The sequence below is a fragment of the Actinosynnema sp. NPDC037264 genome (assembly GCF_055603705.1).
In genome coordinates this window covers 82632-107253 of the sequence record NZ_JBVJVK010000001.1, presented here as the reverse complement: position 1 = coordinate 107253, position 24622 = coordinate 82632, and the positions used below count along the sequence as shown (strand labels likewise).

The following is a 24622-nucleotide window of genomic DNA, read 5'->3' as shown; positions in this document are numbered from 1 at the left end:
TAACGGAAGATGTCTAGGCGATAGCGCCGGGCGGCAGCTTCAGCTTGAACGGCAGCGTGGTCACGACCGCGAGGTCGGACGCCGTCTTCTTCATCAGCGTCGGCGCGTTGCGCGAGCCGGGCTCGGGCAGGTCGAGCAGCCGGTCGACGGCCTCCACCAGCGGTCCCTCGTAAATCCAGACCGCCTGGGCGGCGCGCTGGCTGTCCCGGACGGCCGGCAGCCTGCCCGCGCGGGCCTCGGTCTCCGACCAGAACAAGATCGAGTCGATGAACCCTCTGCGCTGCTTGAACGCCATGATGCGGTCGAGCTGTCCGTCCTCGTCCCGGAGGTGGAGGAACTGGAACCCGCTTTCGCGCAGCTCGATGACCTTACTCAGTGCGAGATCCATGACGCACCTACCTCTGTTCTGAGGTCCCCTAGCAGGCACAGGTCGTACGACCCGAAATGATCGTACGGCAAGTGGACAAGCCGCCATAGGGACTAGGCCGGCGGGGCGGTCTCAATACGGGTTCGCCCACCTTCGGATTTCGATACGGATCGCAGGACTCGAACGGTTCGCACTAAAAACGCCAGTGCCCCAGAGGTGACCAGGATCACAGTGGGCCACATACGATCCTCCGCTGCGTGAGGTGCCCTGTCACCCGAAGAGACGTCTGCCATGGGCGCGGGGTTGCACGCGCAACTGTTCTTGAATCCCCTCCTTGAGGTGAACCACGAACAGGTGATGTGCGCGCCGGCTACGCTGTTCGGCGTGAGCATCGACCCGCCCAAGAGCCTCCCGGCGGTGCCGGAGTCGTTGCTCCCCCGCGAGCACGCCCTCTACCGGCCGCGGCACAGCAGCCGCCAGCGCACCGCGCTCACCCTCGCGATCCTCTTCTTCTGCGCGCCCGCCCTGCTGCTGGTCGTCGGCGTGCGGCCCGCGGAGTTCGAGAACCGCAAGCTCGCCGAGTTCCCGTCGATCACCGACGGCTGGGGCTTCTTCACCGGGCTGAACGCGTGGGCGAGCGACCACGTGCCGCTGCGCGACAAGGCGGTGGCCGCCGCGAACGGCATCAGCCGCGGCCTCTTCGGCGAGGCGCCGGACCTCGACCGGCGGCAGGACGTCGTCGGACCGGTGCCGACGCCCCCGAAGGACCCGTCCGCGGACCTGCCCGACCCGACGGCGTTCGTCGACGTGATCGAGGGCAAGGACGACTGGCTGTTCCTCGGCGCGGACGTCGAGGGCGCGTGCGACCCGGTGATGCCGGTCGCCGAGGTGCACGCCCGCCTGTCGCGCCTGCGTGCCGCGGTCGAGTCGTCGGGGCGCAGGTTCCTGCTGGTCGTCGCGCCGAACAAGAGCACGATGGTGCCCGAGTTCCTGCCGTCGAAGTTCTACGGCAAGGACTGCTTCAACAAGGCGCGGGACGAGTTCTGGCAGGGGATCGGCAAGACGGGGGCGCTCGACCTGCGGTCGCGGATCGAGCAGACGGCCGAGCTGACCAACCGCCTGCCCTACCCGAAGTACGACAGCCACTGGACCCACGAGGGCAGCCTCGTGATGGCCCGCGTCATCACCGACACCGTCAAGCCGGGCACGTCCAAGGGCTGGAAGGTCGAGCCGACGAAGGTGGTCCACCGCGAGGGCGACCTCGCGCCGCTGCTGGGCCGGACCGCGACGGACCCGGTCCAGTCCTACGACCTCGCGCCCGACGGCAGCACGGTGCGCAACCACGAGATCCCGCTCGACCCCAAGCCGCAGCGGTTCACGCAGGCGCCCTCGGAGGGCGTGGCGACGGCGAAGGTGGGGCTGCTCGGCGACTCGTTCGCCTACTACGCGGCGCAGTACCTGGTGGCCTGCTTCACCGACTTGACGATGGTGCACGTCGAACGCCTCACCCACAACGCCCGTGAGGTCGCCCGGGCCCTCGCGGAGACCGACGTCGTGGTGCTGGAGGCCGCGGAACGGCTCCTCGTCAGCGGGCTGGACCCGGTGCTCGAACCGCCGGTCATCGACATCATCGCCGAGGAGATGGCCAAGAACCCGCGTTAGCGGTGGTGGCCGTTCTCCTTGGCGTGGTTGGCGAGCAGGGACGCCACCGTCACCGACGGGCCGCTGTCCTCGCGCAGCCGCCGGCGCCGGGGCGCTTCGTCGACCTCGGGGTCCTCGGCCGGCCAGACCGCCGCGGGCAGGTGCTGGGTCGCGTCCTCGACCCGCGGGGGTGCGGGCGTCGGGCGTGGGGCGGGCGGGCGCGGCGGGGGTTGGGCCGGGGTTCGCTGGGCCGGGGTGCCACGCGGGGGTGTGCCGGGGACCGGTGAACCGTTGGCGGGCACACCGCGAGGTGGGGTGCCGGGAGCCGGCGTGCCGTTGACGGGCGTACCGCGCGGCGGTGTGCCCGGAGCCGGCGTGCCGTTGGCGGCTGCGCTTCGCGGTGGCGTGCCGTTGACCGGTGAGCCGTTGACCGGCATACCGCGCGGTGGCGTGCCGGGAACCGGTGTGCCGTTGACGGGCACACCTCGGGGTGGCGTGCCCGGGACCGGCGCGCCGTTGACCGGCGCGCCGTTGACCGGCGCGCCTCGGGGTGGCGTGCGCGGCGGCGGGGTGCGCTGGAGCGGTGTGCCTTGTAGTGGGGTGCCTTGAGGTGGGGTCGGGGTGCGTGGAGGTGTGCGCTGGGGCGGTGGCGTGCGCAGGCGGACCGGGCGGATCACCACGGTCGGGGCTTCCCGCACGGGCTCCGGTTCGTCCGGTTCCTCGGACTCCTCCGGCCACTCGGCGTCCTCGGCATCGTCGAACTCGTCCTCGAAGTCGTCGTCCTCGAACTCGTCCTCGACCTCCGCCGACTCCGCCTCCGCCTCGACCTCCGCCTCGACCTCGGGCTCCGGCTTGGGCGCGGGCTTGCGGGACAGCTTCCGGGCCAGCGCGTGGCTCGGCTTCTCCACGAACCGGTAGCTCACCTCGACCACGCCGAACGTGAGGGCCACCGCGAGCGGGATCGCCAGCCACAGCGGCACGGCCGGCCGCATCAGGTCCAGCGACACGAACGCCACGAGACCGTGCAGCAGGTAGATCGAGTAGCTGCGCTCCGAGAGCGCGATCCAGATCTTGCGCTCCTTGAGCCGCGACTCCGCGAAGTACCCGACCATGAAGAACAGCAGCGCGAACGCGAGCGCGAGGTTGTAGGAGGTGTCGAGCCGGCCGAGCTTCAGGTGCTCGGCGAGCACGTACAGCGACCACGCGATGCCGACGTACACCCCGCCCAGCCACAGCGGCACGCGCTTGCTCGTGGTCGCCCAGATGATCTGGCCGATGATCGGGATGGGCAGGTACGACACGTTCACCGCGAACAGCGCCCACGACGCGCCGAACTCGCGGGCGCTCATCATCACCACGAACACGAACGTCAGCTGCGCGCCGATGGCGAGCCACGTCCAGCGCCGCATCACCGGCAGCAGCAGCACCAGCAGGATGTAGAAGACGACCTCGACGACCAGCGTCCACGCGACGCCGACCATCACGACCTGCGGCACGATCAGGTAGTTGATCACCAGTGAGTTGGTGATGATGGTCCACCAGGTGATCACCGGCTCTTTCGCGCCGATCAGCGTCTGCGCGCCGAGCAGGATCACCGCGGCGGTCAGCAGCACCACGAACGTCATCGGGATGTAGACGCGCACCAACCGGTTGAGGCCGAACCGGCGCTGGCCCTGGCGCAACGCGATCGGCGTGACCACGAACCCGCTGACCAGGAAGAAGAACGGCACCGCGATCTGGCCGATGCCCTGCAACCCCATGTGCATCGGGTCGCTGGTGAGCGCGTCGATGAAGTCGACGCCCGGCGTCGGCCCGACCTCGCGCTTGGCGACCCACTGCTCGGCGATGTGGCTGTAGAAGACGAGCAGCGCAGCCAGCCCGCGTCCGATGTCGATGAACGCGATGCGAACCTTCGGCGGTGCCGTCTGACCGTCCAGGGGTCCGCCCCTTCCCCGTCGCCGCCGCCTCCCCGCCGTCCAGCATGGTAACGGAAGGCTCTCGATCAGACGGCGGATCGTGACTATCCCGAGCGGCCGGTAACGCTGCCCCGCCGTTCCCAACGGCGGACCGCCCGGTCGGCGGGCATCTCGACCCAGCGGTGCAGCGCCTCGGCCGCCAGCGCGGTCGTCACCAGGCCGAGCACCGCGACCAGCGTCGGGTCGAGGTGCGGCATCAGGGCGTCGTACAAGGGGTACATCGCGCTGAGGTGGATCAGGTAGATCGCGTACGTCCGCTTGGACCAGCCGCGGATGAACGCCGACCGGCTCACCGGACCGCTCGCGGCCACCAGCAGCACGGTCAGCAGCACGGCGAACAGCAGCGTGCGCGGCACCGAGCCGCCCTGGTCCGTGTGGCCGCCGACCTTGTCCACCCAGACGAACAAGGTGAAGTGGACCGCGCCGATGGCCGTGCCCGCGACCGGGTGCACCTTGCCGGAGTGCACCAGCGAGATCAGCTGCCCCAGCACCAGCACCGGCAGGTACACGCCGAACTGGGCGATCCCGTGGCTGAGCATGGTCGGGAAGTGATCGGTGATCAGCAGCACGGTGAAGCACAGCGGCGCGGCGGCCAGCGGCGGGATCCAGGCGCGCTTGCGCAGCACGGGGATGGTCAGCGCCACGTAGCAGTAGAAGACGACCTGCACCTGGAGTGTCCACGTCACCGCGACCAGCGCCACCTGGGGCGTCTGGAAGAAGTTGACCAGGACCATGCCGCTGAGCAGGTCGCCGACGTCCAGGTTCGACTCGCGGGCCGACGACACCCGGTGGCCCAGGTTGATCAGGACCCACACGATGATCGTGACGACCCAGAGCAGCGGGATGAGCCGCACGACGCGGCGGCGCAGGAACTGCAGCGGGCGCTCGCGGTTCGCCACGTGCGTCACCACCACGCCGCTGACGACGAGGAACAGCGCGACGCCGAGGAACGACAGGCGCGGGTTGAGGTGCAGCGTCTCGACCACGCCGCGCTCGACCGCCGTCGCCAGCCAGAACTCGCGGTCGTTCAACGTGAACCAGGCGATCAGGTGGGTGAGCACGACCGCGCAGGACGCGACGACCCGCAGCAGGTCGAGGCCGTGCAGGTACCCGGCGCTCTTCGGGATGACCTCGGTCCGTTCCAGCGTGCCCGCCGTCATGCCACCTTCTCCAAACCCCGGTGCAACGCCTCCGCGGCACCTCCCGCGCACACCGTCCCGAGCAGCAGCGCGAGCAGCACCGGGACGCCGTTCGCCAGCACGCCGGTCACCGCGTAGCCGACGACCGGGACGGACACGTACAGCGGCACCGCGCGGCTGCTCAGCCAGCGCACCGGCCGCGTCGACGCCAACGCCGCGCCGCGCGGCAGCGCGATCAGGAACAGCAGCAGCGCCAGCACGCCGCCCAACGGGTGCCAGTACCCGGCCAGGTCCGGCGCCATCCGGTCGGCCAGCGCCAGCACCACCACGGCGAGCAGGCTGAGCCCGACGCCGCGCGCCGCGCTCAGCCGTCCCGCCCGCACCTGCCACGCCACCTGGCCGAGCGCGGTCAACGGCAGGAGCCCGCCGACCAGGCCGAGCAGGCGCAGCACGTCGGGACCCCCGGCGCCGGCGGCCCAGCCGCCCGCCATCACCAGCACGCAGGTGATCTCCAACTGCACCGGCACCGCGAGCCACGGCGCGCCGCGCTCCACCGGCCGCAGCACGAGCACGAGCAGCCCCGCCAACGCCACCGCCGCGACCGGTGTCGTCACCGCGGCGTCGGTCAGCGGCTCCGCGCCGACCAGCGACAGCAGCGCGCCCACCAGCACCGCGCCCACCACCGCGGGCACGACCCGGCGCAGCAGCCGGACCGCCACCGACCACCGGTCGACGCCCGCGACCGCGTACCCGGCCGCCATGAGGAGCAGCGCGATGCCGAGGAAGCCGAAGTCCTCGCCGATCCCGGTCGGTTGGTTGACCCAGCTGCGGATCACCACGACCAGCTCGGAGTCGTGGCCGTGCCGGTTGGGCCACAGGCCGAACAGGTAGCTGTAGGCGATCAGGCACACGGCGGTCGCGGTCACCACGCGCACACCGGGCAGGGTCGTGCCGCCGGTCTCGACGGACGTTTTGGTCTCAGCCATCGGCGGGCAGCGCCTGCAACTGCATGGCCAGCAACGGACCGAACTCGGAGGTGAGGTCGAACGACTTGGCGTTCAGCTCGACCCGCACCAGCAGGTCCCGGTGCACGTAGTAGCCGCGCGCGGTCGGCCGCGGCGGGGGCTGGACGTCGAGGTTCTGGATCACCCGGGTCACCCTGGTGACGCCGTGCTCGGGCGGTACCCGCTCCAGGCCGAACGCCAGCTGCAGCTCGTCCAGGCGGTCGGCGGCCCGCAGCGCGGCGTCCCGGTCGGCCATCCGGATCACGGCGACCAGCACCCGGCCCTCGGGCCGCTTCGACGACACGGTCATCCGCGCCGCGCCCGCGCCCTCCTCCTGGTAGACCGCGACCTCGGCCTCGTTGAGGAACTCGAGCCTGATCAGGTCCGGGAACGCGCGCACGTAGTCGTAGGACTCGGTGCCCGAGTCGAAGTCCGCCAGCGCCAGCGGATCGGCGGCCAGCCGGCCCGCTTCGCCGGTCGGCGGCACGTTGCGCGCGCTGGCCGGCAGCGGCTGCCCGCCCCACAGGCTCCACGCGCCGAAGGCGACGGCCGCGAGCAGGCCGACCACCAGCAGCGCGCCGAGCGTGGACGTGCGAGTCCGAACCTCACCCACGCGGCGCTACCTCCACACTCGGAACCCGGCCCCCTTACCGGAACCGGGATCGAGTGTCGCAGGACCGGCACCTCGAAACACAGCGAATGCTGTGGTCAGAGTGGCCGAAGCCACAGCGTGACGAAGCCGGTGTCGGCCGCGTCCGCCTGGCGCACCAGGTCTTCGTCCACGTGCTCGGCCTCCGGGTCGGCGCCGAGCGGCACGGGGGCGTAGCCCATCTTGCGGTAGCCGAGCAGCACCTGGAGCGGGTCGTCGCCGAGTTCCGCGATCGCCGCCGGGCAGAACTCGCACACCACGTGCGGGCGGTCGCGTTCCAGCACGGCGGTCAGGCCGGCGAGCGCCCGGTGGTCGCGGCCCTGCAGGTCGACCTTCACCAGCGTGACGCGGCGGTCGGCCACCTCGGGCCTGCCGTCGAGCCGGACCGCGGGGATCACCACGCCGCCCGCGCCCTCGTCGGACACCTCGTGCGCCCGGTGGTCGCCGCTGTTGTCGTCCTCGGCCTGCACGAGGCGGATGCTGCCGTCCTCGTCCCACGCCGCGACCGGCAGCACGTCGACGGTCTTCGCGCCCTCCGCGCCCAGGTTGGCCACGACGTTGCGGCGCAGGTACTCGGCGTTGACCGGGTTGGCCTCCACCGCGACGACCGACGCGACGCCCTTGGCCCGCTGGAGCAGGCGCAGCGTGTGGTAGCCGACGTGCGCGCCGATGTCGAGGAACGTGCCGTCGCCGACGAGCCCGGCCATCAGGTCGGCCTCCTCGACCTCCCACGACCGGTGGTAGGCGAGCCACGGCAGCACGACGTTGTCCACGGGCAGCAGCAACGCGCCCGCGTCGCACACCACCACGTCCGCGCCCGCGGGCACCGGCGCGTGCCGCAGCCGTGCCGTGTCCTGCACCGCGGACAGCGTCCGGGCCAGCTCGGTGATCCGCTGCTCGTCGCCGTCGAGCCGCTGGTCGCGCTCGGCGAACCGGGTGAACGTCGTGCGCTCGTCGTCCGCGAGCCGCGACCACACCCGCTCCAGCGTGTTGTCGAGCTGCTGCTCCAGGTTCGTCAGGTTCGCCGCGTTGTCCTCGACGGCGGAGCGGACCTCGTCCTGCACGCTCGCGAGCCGGTTCTTGAGGCCCTCGTTCGCCCAGCGCGTGGACTCGACGTTCGACTCGACCGCCTCCAGCCGCGCGACCACGCTGTTCAGCGTGTCCTCGACGCCGCCGACGAGCGTGCCCATCACCTTGCGCTGGTGCACGTCGTAGTGGTCGATGGCGCGCAGCACGGCCTTGCGCAGCGCGGGCGCCAGCGGCGTGCGCGACGCCGTGCCCACCTCGGCCCGCCACAGCAGCGCCTGCTTGGACTCGCGCAACGGCCGCAGCAGGTCCGCGCCCGGCAGCTCGGCCCGGTAACCCGCGCCACCGCTGCCCCGCCAGCTCTCGTGCGCCGCGCGCAGCTGCTCGGCCATCCACGAGGCGGCCCGCTTCACCGAACGGGTGCGCAGGATGTGCTCGCGCGCCGCACGACCGCGGCGGGCGGCCTCGGCCGGGTCGTCCGCGACCTCGCGCATGGCGCGGGCGGCGGCGTCCAGGTCGGGCTCGGCCCACACCGCGTTCGCCGGGTACGGGTGGTTGCCCGGCCCCACCGGCACCAGCTTGTGGGGCACCGGCCAGCCGGTCTTGGCGTCCAGGAACTCCGTGGTGCTGGAGTAGTCGGTGGAGATCACCGGCATGGCCCGCGCCATCGCCTCGGCCACGGTGAGGCCGAAGCCCTCGCTGCGGTGCAAGGAGACGTAGGCGCTGCTGGACGCGTAGAGGTCGTCGAGCTCCTGCACGGACAGGTAGCGCTCGACCAGCTCGATGCGCGGGTCGTCCATGACCTTCACCCGCAGCCGCTCGGCGGTGTGCGGGTTCTTGTCGCCGTTGATCGCCTTGAGCACCAGGCGCACGTCGTCGCGGCCCTCGAAGGCCCGCTGGAACGCCTCGACCAGGCCCCACGGGTTCTTGCGCTGGCCGATGCTGAAGAAGTCGAACGCGAACAGGAACTGCACCGGGTCGCCGGGGCGGCGTTCCGGCCGGGCCACCGGACCGGGGTCGCGCACCGGCACCGGGATCGCCTTCACCGGCACCGACGTGTGCTTGGCGATGGCGTCGCGGCAGAACTCGCTGACCGTCCACACCTCGTCGACCAGGTCGAACGCGTGGTGCATCTCGCCGGGGAACTCCTCGAGCTCCCACGCCCACAGGCCGATCCGGTAGCGGTGGTGGCCGACGTGCGGCTGGTGGTCGAGCACCGCGCGGGTCTGGTCGGCGTTCACGCACAGCAGGCTGACCGGGAACCGCGGCTGACCGACCGTGCCCGGCTCGGCCAGGCCCGTGCGGTTGGACACCAACCGGTCCTCGACCACCGAGACGACCGGCACGCCGGACTCGCGGATCGCGTCGTGCACCAGCCGGGCCATCTCGCCGACGCCCAGCTCCGCGGTCAGGTAGCCGACCACGTTGACGCCGAAGTCGTCCGACGGCTCCGACGGCTCGACCGGCTCGGCGGGCAGCGCCCACGCCGGCAGCGACGCCTCGACCACGCCGGAGCTCGCGCACCAGGAGCGGAACGGCGCGGCGTCACGGCTGTGCGGCAGCGGGAACGCGGTCTTCAGGTCGGGCCGCGAGTCCCACACCGCCTGCACCAGGCGGCTCAGCGCGGTGCCGACGGGCGCGTCGTCCGGCGGAGCGGCGAGCCACTCGCGCAGCGCCGCGCCGCCGTCGGCGTCGAACGCGTGCGGCGGGACCGCCGTCGGCCGCTCGCCGGTCAGGCCGAGGGCCTCCCAGCGCTCGGCCCTCACCCACGCGTCCCGGTACAGGGTGCGCATGGCCGGGCTGATCTTCGTGCCGTCGGCCATCTTCGCGAAGCCGTACGGGATCGACTCCAGCGTCTCGGCGTAGCCGTTGCCCTGCAAGGACGCGCGGTAGCCGTCGCACAGCTCGCGGACGGTGGGGTGCTCGGACAGCACCACGCGCGGCCGGGTCGGCGTGTGGTGCGACAGCAGCCACGGCTTCTCCGGCCGGTAGCCGCTGTAGTGGAAGAACCGCAGCCGGTGGCCGCCCGCGGTCAGCACGCCGTCCGCGTCGCGCTCGACGGGCCGCTCGTGGATGTTCCAGTAGGCGACGTTGAAGCCGGGGTCGCGCAGCACGGTGTTGTCGAACAGCGCGGGCACCTGGTCCACCCACCGCTGGTCGGTGAACAGCTGCTTCTCCGGCGCCACGATCGCGTCGTGGCGCAGGCGCTCGGCCCAGAAGTCCAGGAACGGCTCGGAACCGGGACCGGTGGCCACGAAGCCGAGGTTGAAGATCCCGGCGCCCATGATCGCGGCTTCGCTCGGGTCCTTGCCGTCGCGCGGCAGCGGGTTGAGGAAGTGCGGCGTGAGCACGATGCCGTGCGCGAGCGCCAGCTCCTCCAGCTCCGGCATCGGCGCGAAGACCTCGATGTCCGGGTCGAGGTAGATCACCACGTCGGCCTGCGAGCGCAGCTCGCGCAGCAGGTACGGCTTCACCGCCGTGGCCATCTCGGTGACGTTGTAGGCGGTGGCCATGCGCAGGTAGTCGTCCGCGTCGATGCCGGTGGCCTCAGGGCCGACCGTGCGCAGCCGGCCCTGGCGCTCGCCCGTGCCGCGCGGCACGTCGATCACCGCGATCACGAACTCGTGGTCCGGGTGGTGCCGGAGGTAGGACGCGGCGAGGACGCGCGCGGCGGGCAGGTAGTTGCGGGCGACGACGGTGCACGCGGTCACGGCACCGCCGTCGTGGCGCGGGTCAGCCATCGGCGGCGAGCACCTCGAGCTGCGCCTTCAGGGCCTGGTCGAAGGCCTTGCGCGCGAGGGCGAGCGTGGCGGCGGAGGCGTCGACCCGGACGATCAGGTCCTTGCTGCTGTAGTGGCCGCGGACGCGGGCCTTCTGCCCGTCCTTCACGTCGACCTGGGCCGCCATCACGCCGGCGGGGCCGTCCGTGATCTGCGTCATGCCGTTGTTGAGCTGGGTGTTGTGCAGTTCGAGCGCGGCAGCGGCGGCCGCTGTGGCGTCGGTGCCCTGCACGATCAGGACGACGCCCGCGGAGCCGTCGTCCATGACGAACTGCGAGAGCTTGGTCTTCGTGGCGCCCGCGGTCGTGTAGAGCGCGGCCTCCGTGGGCAGCAGGTAGTTGAGGCCCGGGACACCCGAGAAGTCGGTCACGGCCTTGTTGGTGCTCATCCTGCCGGGGAGCTTGCCGACCGGCAGCGGGTCCGGCGGTGGCGGCGGCGTGGTGGTGGTCGCGGCCGTGCTGGCCTCGGTGGTGTTGCCACCGGCCGTCGGCGACGACTCGCCGCGGCCCCAGATCCAGTAGGCGCCGAACGCGATGCCCGCGAGCAGCACGACGGCCAGCACGATGCCGATGACCTTGCCCTTGCCGCCGCCGCCGGTGTCGTCGAAGACCTCGGGGCCCTGCGCGATCCAGCTCGGGTTGGCGTCGCCGATCGGGCTGTAGCTGTCGCCGCCCCACGGCGGCGTGCTCGACGGCGGGCCGGACTGCCAGCCACCCTGCTGCTGCTGTTGCTGCTGCTGAGGCGGCATCTGCTGCTGCGGCGCGATCGGGGTCACGTACTGGGTGCGGTCGGCGTCGGGCGGCCGCTGGCTCACCACCTGCGTCCGGTCCGGGTTGGCCTGCGGGACCGCTCCGGGCGTGACGATCTGGGTGGCGTCGGGGTTCTGGTTCGGCTGCGACGGCGGCACCGCGTCCCACCGCACCGGCGGCGCGAACGGGCCGCTGTTGGGCGGTGCGGCCGGGCCGCCACCCGAGGCGGCGGCGAGGAGTTCATCCCGGCGTCGGCGGTAGTCGTCGGCGCTGATCCGACCCTCCGCCAATGTGCGGTCCAGCTCTGCCAGGTCCTCTTGCCAGGACATTCCGCTCCTCCAGGGGTTGCCGCGCGAGCGCCATTGTTGCTTATGCGTCCGTGGCCGGTGCGGGCATCCGGCACTTGTGATGCGGTCGTTGCCGGCGGTTGGTCCCTCCGGTCGCGACGAGGCCACCGAACAGCACGTGGACCGGGGTGCGGCCGTGACGAAAGCGGAGTGATCGATCCAGCCGGAGCCGGCTCCGGCGCCCTCGCGCCGGGCGGCTATGCCACAGGTCACACGCCGAGTCCCGGAGCACTCGGGGATGACGATGAGCCACGGCCCGGCACTCGGAGTGTCCAGATGGTCGAACCGGTTCGCGGACCGGAGTGCTTTGATCGGTGAGCCGCCGCCGCGTTCTTCGAGCGGAAGGACCGTCAATGCGCTTGCTCGCGACAGCGCTCGCCCTGCTCGCGGCACTGGTCGTGCCCGGCCAGGCGAACGCCGCCAGCCCGATCGGCATGACCAGTGGTTTCTACGTGGATCCCAACTCGAACCCCGCCGTGTGGGTGCGCAACAACCCCAACGACGGGCGGACGTCGGCCATCAGGTCCAACCTCTCCACCAAGCCGATGGCGCGGTGGTTCGGCAGCTGGAGCGGTGACATCCGCACGGCCGTGGGCAACTACGTGGCCGCCGCCGACGCGGCCGACAAGCTGCCGGTCCTCGTCGCCTACAACATCCCCGGCCGGGACGCGTGCGGCGGCCACTCCGGCGGCGGCGCGGGGTCGCCCGAGGCCTACCGGACGTGGATCTCGGCCTTCGCGGGAGCCATCGGCGCGCGGCCCGCCGTCGTGGTGATCGAGCCTGACTCGCTGGCCGACTTCAACTGCATGACGCCCGACGCCGTCACCACGCGCAACGCGATGATCCGCTACGCCACGGAGCAGTTCCGCGACCGCGCGCCCAACACCTGGGCCTACCTGGACGCGGGCAACGCCCGCTGGGTGGCCGCGAACACCATGGCGGGCCGGTTGGACGCGGCCGGCGTGCGCAACGTCCGCGGGTTCGCGATCAACGTCTCCAACTACCACACCACCAGCGAGTCGGTGTCCTACGGCAACTCCGTGAACGGCTCCCTGCCCGGGTACGCCAAGGCGTTCGTCGTCGACACCAGCCGCAACGGCAACGGGTCCAACGGCGAGTGGTGCAACCCCGGCGGGCGCAAGCTCGGCGTGACCGCGCAGACCGGCGGCGGCGCCGAGATGCTGCTGTGGGTGAAGGTGCCCGGCGACTCCGACGGCAACTGCGGCACCGCGCCGAACACGCCCGCGGGCACGTTCGACCCGGAGATCGCCTACCGGCTGGTGTTCGGCTACTGACCGGCAGGGGGCGGGTGTCCCGCGGCACCCGCCCCGGCCAGGGCAAATGCGGTGGACCGGCCACCTACGATGTGAGAGCGCTCCCCACACGGCGCGGTGTGGGCGTCTCGTGACCCCCCGTTCGCAGGAGCCCTCGCCCCATGCCCCACGGTCCGCTCGACCACCGCTACCGCGGCGAGCACCCCGTCCGCACCCTCCTCTACCTCTTCCGCGAGGACCGCGCGAAGCTCGGCCTCGGCGCCGGCGCGTTCTTCGTCAAGCACAGCCCCACCTGGCTCACCCCGGTCATCACCGCCCACGTCATCGACGTCGTCGTGGAGCGCCGACCGGTCACCGGCATCTGGCTCGGCGCGGGGTTGTTGCTGGTCACGCTGGTGCTGAACTACCCGTTCGCGATCCTCTACACGCGCTGGTGGTACGGCAGCGCGCGCCGGATGGGCATGCGGATGCGGTCGGCGCTGAGCCGGCGCATGCAGCAGCTGTCCATCGGCTACCACGCGCGGGTCAGCGCGGGCGTGCTGCAGACCAAGGTCATCCGGGACGTCGAGAGCATCGAGACGTCCACCCAGCAGGTCGGCGACCAGGGCCTGGCGGCGTTGGCGACGTTGAGCGGCGCGCTGGTCGTGATCGGGTTGAACGCGCCCGCGTTCCTGCCGGTGTTCCTGGTCGTCGTGCCCGCGGCGGCGGTGCTGGTGATGTGGCTGCGCGGCCGGCTGCGCGCGTACAACGAGTCGTTCCGGCAGGAGGTCGAGCAGCTGTCGTCCCGGGTCGGCGAGATGACCACGCTCATCCCGATCACCCGCGCGCACGGCCTGGAGAGCACCGCCCTCAACCGGATGGACGGCACCCTGCGCCAGGTCTTCGCGGCCGGCATGAAGCTGGACGGCCTCAACGTCCGCTTCGGCGCGCTGGCCTGGATCCTGCTCAACGCCCTCGGCGTCGGCTGCCTCGCCGGCTCGGCCCTGGCCGCCTACCACGGCCGGCTGTCCGTCACGCCCGGCGACGTGGTCATGCTCAGCGCCTACTTCGCCTCCCTGACCGGCGCGGTCACCACGTTGATGAGCCTGACGCCGCTGATCAGCAAGGGGCTGGAGTCGGTCCGCTCGCTCGGCGAGGTGCTCCAGGCCCCGGACCTCGAGCACAACGCGGGCAAGGCGCAGGTCGACGCCGTGCGCGGCGGCGTGCGGTTCGAGCGGGTGGGGTTCGCCTACCCGGAGTCCGCGCGGAACTCGGTCAGCGACTTCGACCTCGACGTGCGGCCGGGGGAGACGATCGCGCTGGTCGGCGCGTCCGGCGCGGGCAAGTCGACGGCGTTGAACCTGGTCATCGGGTTCCTGCGGCCGACCGAGGGCCGCATCCTGCTCGACGGTGTCGACATGGAGACGTTGGACCTGCGCAGCTACCGGCGGTTCGTGTCGGTGGTGCCGCAGGAGTCGATCCTGTTCGAGGGCACGATCCGGGACAACGTCACCTACGGCCTGGACGACGTGTCCGAGGACGTGGTGCGGCAGGCGCTGGCCGACGCCAACGCGCTGGAGTTCATCGACCGGCTGCCGACCGGGCTGGACACCGTGGTCGGCGAGCGCGGCGCGCGGCTGTCCGGCGGGCAGAAGCAGCGGCTGGCGATCGCGCGGGCGCTGATCCGCGACCCGCGCGTGCTGGTGCTGGACGAGGCGACCTCGGCGCTGGACACCAAGTCCGAGGCGCTGGTGCAGCAGGCGCTGGCCCGCCTGGTGCACGGTCGCACGGTGTTCGTGGTGGCGCACCGGCTCTCCACGATCCGCAACGCCGACCGCATCGTGGTGATGGAGGACGGTCGGATCGAGGAGATCGGCTCGCACGACGAACTGCTCCGGTCGGGTGGCCTCTACGCGCGGGCGCAGAGCGCGTAGCCGGGGACCGCACGGGCTTCGGCGGGGCGAAGGGGCGGTTCCCGGCCGGCGGGCCGCCCTCAGTTCTTCTTGGTGAGCAGGGTCGGGCCGACGATGCGGCGCGCGATCCGGCGCAACCGGCTGCGCGGGGTGGCCGGCGGCGTCGGCTTGGCGGCGGGCGCCGGCGCTGCGGCGGGCTCGGCGACGGGCGCCACGTCGGGTGCGAACGCTCCGGCCGCGGGCTGGGCGGCGGCCGGCGTGGTCGCGGGGTGCGCGGGTGCGAACGCCGGGGCCTGGTCGGCGGCTGCGGGGGTCGCGGCGGGCTCGAAGAGTGACGGCCCGGCGGGCGCGGGGGCGAACGCGGGCGCGGCGGTGGTGGACGACGTGGTGGGTGCGGCGGGTGACGGAGCTGCGGCGGTCACGGACGCGGCGGGCTGTGCGGGTGCGGAGGCGGCGGCAGGCGCGGGGGTAGCGGGCCGACCGGGAACCGCGACGGGCGCTGCGCCGGCCTGGCCGTCGAGCTTGCCCTTGAGCGCGTCGACGAGCCTGCCGTTGCTGTGGCCGTTGCCGTTGGTCTGGCCGTTGCCGTTGGTGTGGCTGCCGTTGGCGTGGCCGTTGAGCGTGCCGTTCGGCGTGCCGGTCACCGGCTCGAACTTCGTGGTCGCCGCCGCGACGGGCGTCAGGTTGGTCGCGGTCATCGGCTCCGTGGTGGGCCAAGCGGGTTCCCGCACGGCGACGGGCTGCACGCGGACCGTGGGCGTGTCGTTGGTTCGCTGGGGCTGGGTGGGCACCTGGCTGGACGTCACGCCTCGATCTTGCCAAAACACGTTCGGTTATCCAGTGCCGGGCGATCAGCAGAAGATGAGCCCGCACTGCCTGCGGGTCGTCGTCGTGGTCGTCGTGGTGGTGGGGCGCCGCGTCGTGGTGGTCGTCGTGGTCGGCCGCGCGGTGGTCGTCGTCGTCACGTCCGTCGTGGTGGTGGCCGTGGTGTCCGTCGTCGTCGTGGTGGTCGTGGCCGAGGACGTCGACGTGGCGCCGGCCCCGCTGGACGAGCTGGTGCTCGACGACGTCGTGCCGGTCGCGGTGATCGTGCGGTCCGGCTGCCGGCTGCCCTTGACGATCACGATCTCGCCGCCACCGCCGGTCGGTTCGAGGCCTCGCGGCGACTTGGCCATGCTCCCCTGGGCGACCAACAAGGCGGCCACCGCCGCGCCGATCAAGGCGCCGAACGCGAGCCGACCGGGTCCACCCAACGCCGTGAGCATCCCCAACGACTACCGGCCTCACTCATTCGGGTCAAATCCCCGCGGACAACTGGTACCGGCCTGACACTTTGAGGTATCGGACCGGTACCAGAGCTCATCCGGGAACCCGGGTCACGCCTGGAGCTCGGCCGTCAGCGTGATCTCCGTGCCGGCCAGCGCCTTGCTCACCGGGCAGTTCTCCTTGGCGCCCTCGGCCGCGGCGGCGAAGCCCTCGGCGTCCAGCCCCGGCACGGTCGCGGTGACGGTCAGGTGGATGCCGGTGATGCCGGTGCCGGGCTGGAACGTCACCTCGGCCGAGGTCTCGACCTGCTGCGGCGGGGTCCCCGCCTGCGCGAGCGCGTGCGACAGCGCCATCGAGTAGCACGACGAGTGGGCCGCGGCGATCAGCTCCTCGGGGCTGGTCTTGCCGTTCGCCGCCTCGGCCCGGGAGGGCCAGCTCACGTCGAACGTGCCGACGCCAGACGACTCGAGGGCGACGCTGCCCTTGCCCTCCAGCAGGTTGCCTTCCCAGTGCGTGGTCGCCTTGCGGGTGGTGGCCATGTCTGCAACTCCGTCTTCGACGAGGAAAACCTTCGCCGCCAAACCTAATGGTGGTCGTCGGAGCGCGCCGTGGCGCATGCGAAAGGCCCCCGGTGCGATACCGGGGGCCTTCGAAGAGCGGATGACGAGACTCGAACTCGCGACCCTCACCTTGGCAAGGTGATGCGCTACCAACTGCGCTACATCCGCCTGTTGGTGACAACTATAGACCACGTTCAAACCGCGTTTCGACCGGGGGGTCCCGTCTGCGCCAGCAGCCGGTCTACCTCGGTCAACCGCTCCTTCGGCCAGCGCCACTCCCACAGCGGCCTGACCCGGTCGACGACCTCGGCCGGCAGCCACGGCGCCACCTCGTCGCGCAGCTCCCACTCGTCGAACACGTGCTCGTAGAAGCTGACCACGGACGCGTCGGAGAGGAACCGCTCCGGCTGCCGGAAGCACCAGTGCGCGAAGCCGTACACCCGGCCGAGCACCTCGCGGTCGCCATCGCGGTGCGCCTCCAGCGCGAGTTGCCACAACTCGGACAGGAACACGTGGCAGGACCAGGACTCGCGCTCGACAACGGCGCTCAGCTCGGGGAGGAGGGCGGAAGCCCTTGTGCGCCAATCGACCACGCGGCAGGAGACTACTCGTCACCGGGCGGTCCGCAGCGCGATCGGCCACCAGCCGACGCCCACCCGTGACCGCGCCGTCACCGACCGCAAGCAACCTTGATCCGGTGCACAGGTGCTCTGACTAGGCCGAACGGTCGACGTCGTCCGTCGGGTGTTCGGTATCGGCTCGCTATCACTTCGGCGCGAGACCAGCCGACTGTGGCATCTTGACCAGTGGACCACAGGCAGGGCGGGAGGTGCCGGGGCGGGATGGCCGGAGATGCCGATTTCGACCGGGAACTGCTCGCCAGGGTCAGGGCGGGCGACGACGGCGCGTTCGGCGAGCTGTTCACCCGTCACGCCGACGCCGTTCGTCGGTTCGCCCTCCGGCACGTGCGTGAACACGCCGAGGCCGACGACCTGACCGCCGAGGCGTTCTTCCGCGTGCTCCAGGCGATCCGCCGGGGCAACGGGCCCACCGAGCACGTCCGCACCTACCTGCTGACCGTCGCGCGCCGGGTGGCGTGGGAGTGGAGCGGGCGGCGGCGGGACGTCCCGGTGGAGGACGAGGAGCTGAGCCTGCGGGTCGAGCCGTTCCCGGACGTCACCGCGAACCGGCCGGAGCACGCGCTGATCTCCCGCGCGTTCACCAGCCTGCCCGAGCGGTGGCGCACGGTGCTGTGGCAGGTCGAGGTGGAGGGCGAGCGGCCGGCCGCGGTCGCGCCGCACTTCGGCCTGAGCCCGAACGCGATGGCGGCGCTGGCCCGCCGCGCCCGCGAGGGGCTGCGGGCGGCGTACCTCCAAGCGCACCTCGCCGAGGAGACCGGGTCGCGCGCGTGCGGCTCCGTGGTCGCGAAGCTGGGCACCTACACGGCGGGCGGCGCGCAGGGCACCGAGCACCGGCGCATCCGCAAGCACCTGCAGACCTGCTCGTCCTGCAACGCCCTGCACGCCGAGCTGGTCGAGGTGTGCTCGACGTTGCGGGCGCACGCGGCGAGCATCGCGGTGCCGGTGGCCGCGACCGCGCTGCTGGGTCCGGCGGCGCTCGGGTCGTCGGCGCTGGGCTCGTCGGCGCTGGGCTCGTCGGTGCTGGGCCCGGCGGTGCTGGGCAAGGCGGTGCTGGGCAAGGCGGCGTGGCTCAGCGGGCGGGTGAAGCTGGCGTTGGCGGCCACCGCCTCGGCCGCGGCCGTCGGCCTGTTCGGGGTGGTGGCCGGGACGTTCACCGGCGCGCCCGGCCCGGCGCTGGTCCAGTCCGGCCCGGACGGCGCGCCCGGCGAGAACGTGCTGGCCCTGTGCACGACCGAGCCGACCACGACCGCGACCGGCACGGCCACCAGCGCGACGTCGCCGACGCCGGTCGACGCGCGGCGGGTCGTGCACACGAAGGCGGAGCAGGCGGGGCGCTCGACGCCGACGACGTCCACCTCGGTCCCGCCGCGGGTGGCGCCGACCACCTCGACCGCGCCGGCCGAGCCGCGCGACCTGGCGCCGACCACGACGTCGACGCCGGTCACCACGACCGACTCGCGCACGGTCCTGCTGGACACGACCACCGCGACGACGACCACTACCACCACCGAACCGGACAAGTCGGCCGGCACGGCGACGCCCACGGTCACGCCGACGACCGTGACGCTGCGCCCGACGACGAGCGCCCTCGACCCCGCGTGACCGCCGGCTTTCACCCACGAGGTGCAAGACTTTGCCGGTAGCGTGGAGAACGCTGAGTGATCGCTCGACGTCTTGAGGAGACGGTGATGACGCGGCTGGTGCGCGGAGCTGACGGCCGGATGTGGACGGTGCGCAGCCAGATCGAGTGGCGCAACCCGTCCACCGAGGAGGACTTCGAGCACGACGTGAGCGGCGGTCACGGCCCGGGCGTGCTGATGCTGGCGATCGTCATCGGCATGGCGGTGGTGCTGGTCGCGTGGACCCCGCCGGAGGTCGTCGTGCCGGGGTGGCTGCTCGTGGCGCTGGTCCTGGTGTTCCTGTTCTTCCCGGTGCGCTGGGCGGTGCGGCGGCCGTGGCTGGTGGCGGCGGAGTCGAAGAAGACCGAGGAGCTGCCGCCGGAGCGGTGGGTCGGCTCGGTGCGCGGCTTCCTGACCGTGCGCAACGAGGTGGCCAACGTGGCCCGCAAGATCGAGATGTACTCGCTGCCCGACCTGGACGGCCCGCTGCAACCGGTCGACTGATCGCCGTTCGCGGGTGACACTGTCCGGGTGCCGGAACTGCCCGAGGTCGAGGCGCTCGCCCACCACCTGCGCGAGCACGCCGTTGGACGGCGCGTGCACCGGGTGGACGTCGCGTCGTTGCAGGTGTTGAAGACGTTCACGCCGCCGTGGACCGAGCTCCAGGGGCGCGAGGTGACCGGCGCGGGCCGGTTCGGCAAGCACCTCGACCTGGACTGCGACGGCCTGCACCTGGTGGTGCACCTGGCGCGGGCCGGGTGGCTGCGCTGGTCGGAGCACCTGTCGGCGGCCCCGCCCAAGCCGGGCCGCGGCCCGCTGGCGCTGCGCGTGCACCTGGGCCCGCCGGGTGAGGGGCCCGGGTTCGACCTGACCGAGGCGGGCACCAAGAAGGGCCTGGCCGCGTGGGTCGTGAACGACCCGGCGGACGTGCCGGGCGTCGCGCGCCTCGGTCCGGACGCGCTGTCGCTCACGCGCACCCAGCTCGAGGACCTGTTCGCCGGCCGCACGGAGCGGCTGAAGACCGCGTTGACCGACCAGACGGTGATGGCGGGCGTCGGCAACGCTTACTCCGACGAGATCATGCACACCGCCCGGCTGTCGCCGTACGCGACGGCGGGCAAGCTGCCGGCGGAGGCGTTGGACCGGCTGCACGAGGCGTTGATCGCCGTGCTGAACGACGCCGTGGCCCGGTCGGTCGGCCAGTCGGCCGCGACACTGAAGGGTGAGAAGCGGTCCGGGCTGCGGGTGCACGCGCGGACCGGCCTGCCGTGCCCGGTGTGCGGTGACACGGTGCGCGAGGTCTCGTTCGCGGACAAGGCTTTCCAGTACTGCCCGACCTGCCAGACGGGCGGTAGGCCGCTCGCCGACCGGCGGATGTCGCGGCTGCTCAAGTAGGTCACACGGACGAGTGGCTTGGCCCGTTCGTCGGCTGAGCCGCGCCGTCGGGGGAACTCCTCCGGGGTCCGACCGACCTACTTGGAGGAGTCATGAACCAGCGCATCGCCGCCGCGCTGATCGGGGCCACGATGGGACTGGCCACGTTCGCCGGCTCGACCATCGCCGTCTCGGTCGCCGCGCCGGAGGACGAGCAGCCGCCCCGGTTGCAGCAGGACCAGGTGTCCGAGGTGATCTGCCGCGTGCTGGAGGACCTCGACCTGCTCGACGAGCCCGCGCTGGCGGACCTGGTGGAGAAGCTGCAGTGCAAGAAGTCGGAAGACCCGAGCGAGACGAAGCCGTCCGACCCGGGCGAGAGCGGTCGGCGCTGACGCGGGGTGAGCGCCGGGGCGGGGTGCGCGGCCCGAGTGATCGGGTCGCACCCACGCTCCGTGATCGTGAACGTTCTTGATCACCCGTTCGGGTAAGCACTCTGCCACGGTTGCCCGCAATTCATCGGATGTGCACGTCTCGCACCGCCCATCCCCTTGCCTATACCGCCCCCACGGCACAGCATGGACGCCGTGCGGGACCTCCTGACCGAGCGCGCTGTGCTCGGACTCATCGCGACCCTGGCCGTTCTCGGCCTCTTCGTGATGCTGTGCCGCGCCCGCCGCGTGAGCACGTCGGTCGAGGACGCCGTGATGGACATGCTGCACCGCATGTCGAAGGCGTCGGCCGACCTGCGCGAGGGCTTGACCGAGGACGCGGCGAACAAGGCGACGCCGCACCTGCGGGAGATGCTGCGGTGCGTCGCGGTCGGCATCACCGACCACGAGGGCACGCTGCTGTCGTGGGACGGCGGCGCCAACGACCACTACGAGTTCCTCCGCGCCTACATCGAGCGCGCCATCGGCGAGGGCCACAAGGAGCACGTCGAGCACCGCAAGCTGGAGTGCGAGCTGCCCGGCCCGTGCTCGATGCACAGCGCCGTGATCGTGCCGCTGGTGGTGGAGGGCGACGTCGCCGGCACGTTGATCGTGATCAGCGGGGTGGCGAACAAGCGGCAGATCCGGATGGCGGAGGAGACCGCGCGGTTCGTCTCCACGCAGCTGGAGCTGGAGGTGCTGCAGAAGTCCCGCCAGGCGTTGGCGCAGGCCGAGGTCAGGGCGCTGCGGGCGCAGATTTCGCCGCACTTCGTCTACAACGCGCTGAACACGATCTCGTCGCTGATCCGCACCGACCCGGGGCACGCGCGGGAGCTGCTGCAGGAGTTCGCCGAGTTCACCCGCTACTCGTTCCGCACCGACGGCTTCTTCACCACGCTGGCCGACGAGCTGACCAACATCCACCGCTACCTGACCATCGAGCAGGCGCGGTACGGGTCGAGGCTGAACGTCCGGCTCAAGATCGCGCCCGAGGTGCTCCAGGTCGTGCTGCCGTTCCTGGTGCTGCAACCGCTGGTGGAGAACGCCGTGCGGCACGGCCTGGCGAAGAAGCCCGGCGGCGGCGAGCTGACGATCATCGCCGAGGACAACGGCGCGGAGGCGTTGATCTCGGTCGAGGACGATGGCGTCGGCATGGACCCCGACCGCCTCTTCGACGACCTCAAGGACGCGCACCAGACCGGCGCGCACGTCGGCCTCGGCAACATCAACCACCGGATGCGCGCGGTGTTCGGCGACGACTACGCGCTGGTCGTGGAGACCGCGCCGGAAGCCGGCATGAAGATCATCCTGAAGATCCCGAAGTACCGGCCGGGCGTGCAGACGAACCTGCCGCTGGTGCCGCCGCGGCTGGAGGACACCACCGAGCAGCCCGTCGTGCGCGCCTGATCAGCTCAGGCGGCGGCGATGGCGAGGACGGTCACCACCATGACCGCGCAGACGCTCCACGTGATCCACATCCAGTAGACGTGCATGGCGGTGGGACCGTCCGCATTCTTGCGGCCCCGGTCGTCCCACCACTCGACGTAGCGTTCGAGCCACCGGAACGGGTTGAACGTCACCGGTCGATGTTAGCCGTGTCACGCCACCTCCGTTCACACGTAAGGTCGGAGCCATGAGCGTGACGGACAAGATCGCGGCCCGGCTGCCGAAGATCGTGAGCGAGCGGACCGAGCGCGGCCCCGTGGTGGCCGCCGTCCGACTGCACGGCGTCATCACCCCGACGCCGACGCCGATGGCCCGCAACACCATCAGCATGCAGACCGTGGAGAGCGCGCTGACCCGCGCGTTCGAGCACGACCGGCTGGTCGCGGTCGCCCTGCTGATCAACTCGCCCGGCGGCGCGCCGACGCAGTCCGCGCTGGTCGCCGAGCGCGTCCGCGAGCTGGCCGCCAAGAAGAAGGTGCCCGTCCTGGCGTTCTGCGAGGACCTGGCGGCCTCCGGCGGCTACTGGCTGGCCTGCGCGGGCGACGAGATCTACGCGCACGGCACGTCGCTGGTCGGCTCGATCGGCGTGGTCAGCGCGGGCTTCGGCCTCAACGGCCTGATCGAGCGCTACGGCGTCGAGCGGCGCGTGCACACCGCGGGCGAGGCCAAGGTCCGCCTGGACCCGTTCAGCCCGGAGAAGCCCGAGGACGTCGAGTGGCTCAAGGGCTTGCAGGCGCAGCTGCACGAGCAGTTCGCCGACTGGGTCAAGCAGCGCCGCGGCGCGAAGCTCAAGGCGACCGACGACGAGCTGTTCAACGGCGAGGTGTGGACCGGGGCGAAGGCGGTCGAGCTCGGTCTGGTCGACGGCCTCGGCACGCTGCGCGGCGTGGTGGCCAAGCGCTACCCGGACGCGGAGATCGCGATCGCCGAGCCGCGCCGACCCCTCCTCGCCCGTCTCGGACTGGCCGGCGCGACCACCCGATCGGGCGACTTCCTGGTGGAGGGGTTGGCGGCGCTGGAAGAGCGGGCGCGCTGGTCGCGATTCGGCTTGTGAGGTCACGGCCCCGCGGCCGTCCGGCAACCGGCGTAGACAGCGACCCCACCGGGTCGGCAAGATGCGCGGCACAGTGAGTACCCCAGTGAACAATCGCACGGACAGCAACGGCCTCCTCGTTCTGGCGGTGGACGACGAGGCACCCGGTCTGAGCGAGATCAAGTACCTGCTCGAAAGCAGCCCGCACATCCGACGCGTGCTCACGGCCTTCGACGCGGCCGAGGCACTGCGCATCCTCCGGGGTGACTACGACGTCGAGGTGATGGACCGCACGCGGGCAGGGCTACCGCCGGTCGACGCCGTGTTCGCCGACATCAACATGCCCGGGCTGAGCGGCACGGACCTCGCGCGCGTGCTCGGCGCGTTCCGGCAGCCACCGGCGTTGGTGTTCGTGACCGGGGTCGAGCACTCGGAGGCCGTGGTGGCGTTCGAGGTGGGCGCGCTGGACTTCGTGACCAAGCCGATCAACTCCGACCGGATCAACAAGGCGATCTCGCGCGTCGTCGACCGGGTGGCCGCGACACCGGCGATCACGCCGGAGCCCGCCGCGGCGGAACCGCAGGACGACGAGGTGATCCCGGTCGAGCTGGGTGGCACCATCAAGCTCGTGCCGCGGGCCACCGTCCGCTACGTCGAGGCGCAGGGCGACTACGCGCGCCTGCACACCAACGACGGCGCGAGCCACCTCGTGCGCATCCCGCTGGCCCAGCTGGAAGAGCGCTGGGAGAACGCCGGGTTCGTCCGGATCCACCGGTCCTTCCTGGTGGCGCTGCCGCTGGTGACCGAGCTGCGGATGACGTCGAACGGGTACGCGGTGGTGATCGGCTCCGGCGAGGGCGCGAAGGAGCTGCCGGTCAGCAGGCGGCACACCCGCGAGTTGAAGGAGAGGATCGTGCGTCCCCCCAAGAGCAGTTGGGGATGACCAAGCACTCCGGCCCCCCCGGGCAACCGGACCAGCCGCAGCCGGCCGAGCGCGACGCCTGGCTGTCGGTCTCCGCGCGCAAGAACCGCCGGCGGCGCGTGGTGCTGGCGGACCCGCGCGGGCGCGGCCGGGTGCTGCGCACGATCATCGAGCTGGAGGAGCAGACCAGCGTCGGCGAGAAGCTGATCCGCGACCTGATCCGGACCCAGCTGCGCACGGGCCTGGCGCTGGGCGGCGGCACGTTGCTGCTGCTGGCGCTGCTGCCGCTGGTGTTCTACCTGCTGCCGTGGCTGGCGGAGGTGGAGCTGGTGGGCGTGCGGCTGCCGTGGCTGCTGCTGGGGCTGGTGCCGTTCCCGCTCTGCTACGGCGTCGGCTACGCGTACCGAAGACTCGCCGAGCGGCACGAGCACGACTTCGTGAGTTCGGTGGACCGGTGATCGACAACCCGTGGAGCCTCGTGCTCGTCGG

At 71.9% G+C, this 24622-nt stretch carries 23 protein-coding genes and 1 tRNA gene; 12 read left to right on the top strand and 12 right to left on the bottom strand.

Annotation, left to right across the window (positions count from 1 at the left end; translation table 11 throughout):
- Positions 1 to 13: 13 nt before the first annotated feature.
- A complete protein-coding gene (locus tag ACZ7GX_RS00535) occupies positions 14 to 388 on the bottom strand; it encodes a hypothetical protein (protein ID WP_141979792.1) in 375 nt (124 codons plus the stop codon).
- A 363-nt stretch (positions 389 to 751) separates the two neighbouring features.
- Here ACZ7GX_RS00535 and ACZ7GX_RS00530 point away from each other — a divergent pair, with 363 nt between their 5' ends.
- Positions 752 to 2029 (top strand): alginate O-acetyltransferase AlgX-related protein, encoded by a 1278-nt coding sequence (locus ACZ7GX_RS00530; protein ID WP_498771256.1) that lies wholly within the window; start codon positions 752 to 754, stop codon positions 2027 to 2029.
- On the opposite strand, the gene ACZ7GX_RS00525 is transcribed toward ACZ7GX_RS00530, so the two are convergent.
- The 6 genes from ACZ7GX_RS00525 to ACZ7GX_RS00500 all read right to left on the bottom strand — a co-directional run bounded on the left by ACZ7GX_RS00525 (position 2026) and on the right by ACZ7GX_RS00500 (position 11660).
- Complete coding sequence (locus tag ACZ7GX_RS00525) at positions 2026 to 4068, bottom strand: acyltransferase family protein (RefSeq protein WP_498771254.1); 2043 nt, start codon at positions 4066 to 4068, stop codon at positions 2026 to 2028. The two genes, ACZ7GX_RS00530 and ACZ7GX_RS00525, sit on opposite strands and share 4 nt — an antisense overlap.
- Positions 4029 to 5144, bottom strand: a complete 1116-nt coding sequence (locus ACZ7GX_RS00520; protein ID WP_498771252.1) for an acyltransferase family protein — start codon at positions 5142 to 5144, stop codon at positions 4029 to 4031. Before ACZ7GX_RS00520 ends, ACZ7GX_RS00525 begins: the two co-directional genes overlap by 40 nt.
- Positions 5141 to 6109 (bottom strand): hypothetical protein, encoded by a 969-nt coding sequence (locus tag ACZ7GX_RS00515; protein ID WP_498771250.1) that lies wholly within the window; start codon positions 6107 to 6109, stop codon positions 5141 to 5143. The genes ACZ7GX_RS00520 and ACZ7GX_RS00515 overlap by 4 nt, the downstream gene beginning before the upstream one ends.
- Positions 6102 to 6740, bottom strand: coding sequence for a hypothetical protein (locus ACZ7GX_RS00510; RefSeq protein WP_498771248.1), 639 nt, complete (start codon positions 6738 to 6740; stop codon positions 6102 to 6104). The genes ACZ7GX_RS00515 and ACZ7GX_RS00510 overlap by 8 nt, the downstream gene beginning before the upstream one ends.
- Before the next feature lie 95 nt (positions 6741 to 6835).
- Positions 6836 to 10543 (bottom strand): FkbM family methyltransferase, encoded by a 3708-nt coding sequence (locus tag ACZ7GX_RS00505; protein ID WP_498771246.1) that lies wholly within the window; start codon positions 10541 to 10543, stop codon positions 6836 to 6838.
- Positions 10536 to 11660: a hypothetical protein gene (locus tag ACZ7GX_RS00500; RefSeq protein ID WP_498771244.1), complete on the bottom strand. Its 1125-nt coding sequence runs from the start codon at positions 11658 to 11660 to the stop codon at positions 10536 to 10538. The genes ACZ7GX_RS00505 and ACZ7GX_RS00500 overlap by 8 nt, the downstream gene beginning before the upstream one ends.
- Before the next feature lie 371 nt (positions 11661 to 12031).
- Between ACZ7GX_RS00500 and ACZ7GX_RS00495 the strand changes: the two genes are divergently transcribed.
- A complete protein-coding gene (locus ACZ7GX_RS00495; protein ID WP_498771242.1) occupies positions 12032 to 12973 on the top strand; it encodes a glycoside hydrolase family 6 protein in 942 nt (313 codons plus the stop codon).
- Between the two features lie 140 nt (positions 12974 to 13113).
- Positions 13114 to 14865, top strand: coding sequence for an ABC transporter ATP-binding protein (locus ACZ7GX_RS00490; protein ID WP_498771240.1), 1752 nt, complete (start codon positions 13114 to 13116; stop codon positions 14863 to 14865).
- Between the two features lie 59 nt (positions 14866 to 14924).
- Here the strand turns inward: ACZ7GX_RS00490 and ACZ7GX_RS00485 are convergent, their stop codons facing one another.
- Entirely contained in the window at positions 14925 to 15650 is a 726-nt protein-coding gene (locus tag ACZ7GX_RS00485) for a hypothetical protein (protein ID WP_498771237.1), read from the bottom strand.
- Positions 15651 to 15684: 34 nt separating this feature from the next.
- Between ACZ7GX_RS00485 and ACZ7GX_RS00480 the strand changes: the two genes are divergently transcribed.
- Positions 15685 to 16173 (top strand): hypothetical protein, encoded by a 489-nt coding sequence (locus ACZ7GX_RS00480; protein ID WP_498771234.1) that lies wholly within the window; start codon positions 15685 to 15687, stop codon positions 16171 to 16173.
- A gap of 47 nt (positions 16174 to 16220) precedes the next feature.
- On the opposite strand, the gene ACZ7GX_RS00475 is transcribed toward ACZ7GX_RS00480, so the two are convergent.
- From ACZ7GX_RS00475 to ACZ7GX_RS00465, 3 genes are all read right to left on the bottom strand, one after another.
- Positions 16221 to 16649, bottom strand: coding sequence for an OsmC family peroxiredoxin (locus ACZ7GX_RS00475; protein WP_498771232.1), 429 nt, complete (start codon positions 16647 to 16649; stop codon positions 16221 to 16223).
- A 116-nt stretch (positions 16650 to 16765) separates the two neighbouring features.
- Positions 16766 to 16838, bottom strand: a tRNA-Gly gene (locus tag ACZ7GX_RS00470).
- A gap of 26 nt (positions 16839 to 16864) precedes the next feature.
- Positions 16865 to 17263 (bottom strand): DUF7674 family protein, encoded by a 399-nt coding sequence (locus ACZ7GX_RS00465; protein ID WP_498771230.1) that lies wholly within the window; start codon positions 17261 to 17263, stop codon positions 16865 to 16867.
- A gap of 249 nt (positions 17264 to 17512) precedes the next feature.
- On the opposite strand from ACZ7GX_RS00465, the gene ACZ7GX_RS00460 reads away from it, so the two are divergent.
- The 5 genes from ACZ7GX_RS00460 to ACZ7GX_RS00440 all read left to right on the top strand — a co-directional run bounded on the left by ACZ7GX_RS00460 (position 17513) and on the right by ACZ7GX_RS00440 (position 22139).
- Positions 17513 to 18913, top strand: coding sequence for an RNA polymerase sigma factor (locus tag ACZ7GX_RS00460; protein WP_498771228.1), 1401 nt, complete (start codon positions 17513 to 17515; stop codon positions 18911 to 18913).
- Between the two features lie 86 nt (positions 18914 to 18999).
- A complete protein-coding gene (locus ACZ7GX_RS00455) occupies positions 19000 to 19434 on the top strand; it encodes a DUF983 domain-containing protein (protein ID WP_498771226.1) in 435 nt (144 codons plus the stop codon).
- A 27-nt stretch (positions 19435 to 19461) separates the two neighbouring features.
- Positions 19462 to 20325, top strand: a complete 864-nt coding sequence (locus ACZ7GX_RS00450; protein WP_498771224.1) for an Fpg/Nei family DNA glycosylase — start codon at positions 19462 to 19464, stop codon at positions 20323 to 20325.
- 92 nt (positions 20326 to 20417) lie between these two features.
- A complete protein-coding gene (locus tag ACZ7GX_RS00445; RefSeq protein WP_498771222.1) occupies positions 20418 to 20696 on the top strand; it encodes a hypothetical protein in 279 nt (92 codons plus the stop codon).
- Positions 20697 to 20879: 183 nt separating this feature from the next.
- The gene (locus ACZ7GX_RS00440; protein ID WP_498771220.1) at positions 20880 to 22139 is read left to right on the top strand and encodes a histidine kinase; all 1260 of its coding nucleotides are present in this window, start codon (positions 20880 to 20882) and stop codon (positions 22137 to 22139) included.
- 5 nt (positions 22140 to 22144) lie between these two features.
- On the opposite strand, the gene ACZ7GX_RS00435 is transcribed toward ACZ7GX_RS00440, so the two are convergent.
- Positions 22145 to 22312 (bottom strand): hypothetical protein, encoded by a 168-nt coding sequence (locus tag ACZ7GX_RS00435; protein WP_498771219.1) that lies wholly within the window; start codon positions 22310 to 22312, stop codon positions 22145 to 22147.
- Positions 22313 to 22365: 53 nt separating this feature from the next.
- On the opposite strand from ACZ7GX_RS00435, the gene ACZ7GX_RS00430 reads away from it, so the two are divergent.
- The 3 genes from ACZ7GX_RS00430 (at position 22366) to ACZ7GX_RS00420 (ending at position 24591) form a co-directional block, all read left to right on the top strand.
- Positions 22366 to 23232 (top strand): S49 family peptidase, encoded by an 867-nt coding sequence (locus ACZ7GX_RS00430; protein WP_230569419.1) that lies wholly within the window; start codon positions 22366 to 22368, stop codon positions 23230 to 23232.
- 61 nt (positions 23233 to 23293) lie between these two features.
- Complete coding sequence (locus tag ACZ7GX_RS00425; protein WP_498771217.1) at positions 23294 to 24154, top strand: LytR/AlgR family response regulator transcription factor; 861 nt, start codon at positions 23294 to 23296, stop codon at positions 24152 to 24154.
- On the top strand, positions 24151 to 24591 hold the full coding sequence (locus tag ACZ7GX_RS00420) for a hypothetical protein (RefSeq protein ID WP_498771215.1): 441 nt from the start codon (positions 24151 to 24153) through the stop codon (positions 24589 to 24591). Before ACZ7GX_RS00425 ends, ACZ7GX_RS00420 begins: the two co-directional genes overlap by 4 nt.
- Positions 24592 to 24622 lie beyond the last annotated feature (31 nt).

Excerpts from the sequence above, each read along its gene's own strand:
- ACZ7GX_RS00535 (WP_141979792.1), bottom strand. The coding sequence starts at position 388 with ATGGATCTCGCACTGAGTAAGGTCATCGAGCTGCGCGAAAGCGGGTTC.
- ACZ7GX_RS00520 (WP_498771252.1), bottom strand. The coding sequence starts at position 5,144 with ATGACGGCGGGCACGCTGGAACGGACCGAGGTCATCCCGAAGAGCGCC.
- ACZ7GX_RS00515 (WP_498771250.1), bottom strand. The coding sequence starts at position 6,109 with ATGGCTGAGACCAAAACGTCCGTCGAGACCGGCGGCACGACCCTGCCC.
- ACZ7GX_RS00505 (WP_498771246.1), bottom strand. The coding sequence starts at position 10,543 with ATGGCTGACCCGCGCCACGACGGCGGTGCCGTGACCGCGTGCACCGTC.
- ACZ7GX_RS00500 (WP_498771244.1), bottom strand. The coding sequence starts at position 11,660 with ATGTCCTGGCAAGAGGACCTGGCAGAGCTGGACCGCACATTGGCGGAG.
- ACZ7GX_RS00495 (WP_498771242.1), top strand. The coding sequence starts at position 12,032 with ATGCGCTTGCTCGCGACAGCGCTCGCCCTGCTCGCGGCACTGGTCGTG.
- ACZ7GX_RS00490 (WP_498771240.1), top strand. The coding sequence starts at position 13,114 with ATGCCCCACGGTCCGCTCGACCACCGCTACCGCGGCGAGCACCCCGTC.
- ACZ7GX_RS00475 (WP_498771232.1), bottom strand. The coding sequence starts at position 16,649 with ATGGCCACCACCCGCAAGGCGACCACGCACTGGGAAGGCAACCTGCTG.
- ACZ7GX_RS00460 (WP_498771228.1), top strand. The coding sequence starts at position 17,513 with ATGGCCGGAGATGCCGATTTCGACCGGGAACTGCTCGCCAGGGTCAGG.
- ACZ7GX_RS00455 (WP_498771226.1), top strand. The coding sequence starts at position 19,000 with ATGACGCGGCTGGTGCGCGGAGCTGACGGCCGGATGTGGACGGTGCGC.
- ACZ7GX_RS00445 (WP_498771222.1), top strand. The coding sequence starts at position 20,418 with ATGAACCAGCGCATCGCCGCCGCGCTGATCGGGGCCACGATGGGACTG.
- ACZ7GX_RS00440 (WP_498771220.1), top strand. The coding sequence starts at position 20,880 with ATGGACGCCGTGCGGGACCTCCTGACCGAGCGCGCTGTGCTCGGACTC.
- ACZ7GX_RS00430 (WP_230569419.1), top strand. The coding sequence starts at position 22,366 with ATGAGCGTGACGGACAAGATCGCGGCCCGGCTGCCGAAGATCGTGAGC.
- ACZ7GX_RS00425 (WP_498771217.1), top strand. The coding sequence starts at position 23,294 with ATGCGCGGCACAGTGAGTACCCCAGTGAACAATCGCACGGACAGCAAC.
- ACZ7GX_RS00420 (WP_498771215.1), top strand. The coding sequence starts at position 24,151 with ATGACCAAGCACTCCGGCCCCCCCGGGCAACCGGACCAGCCGCAGCCG.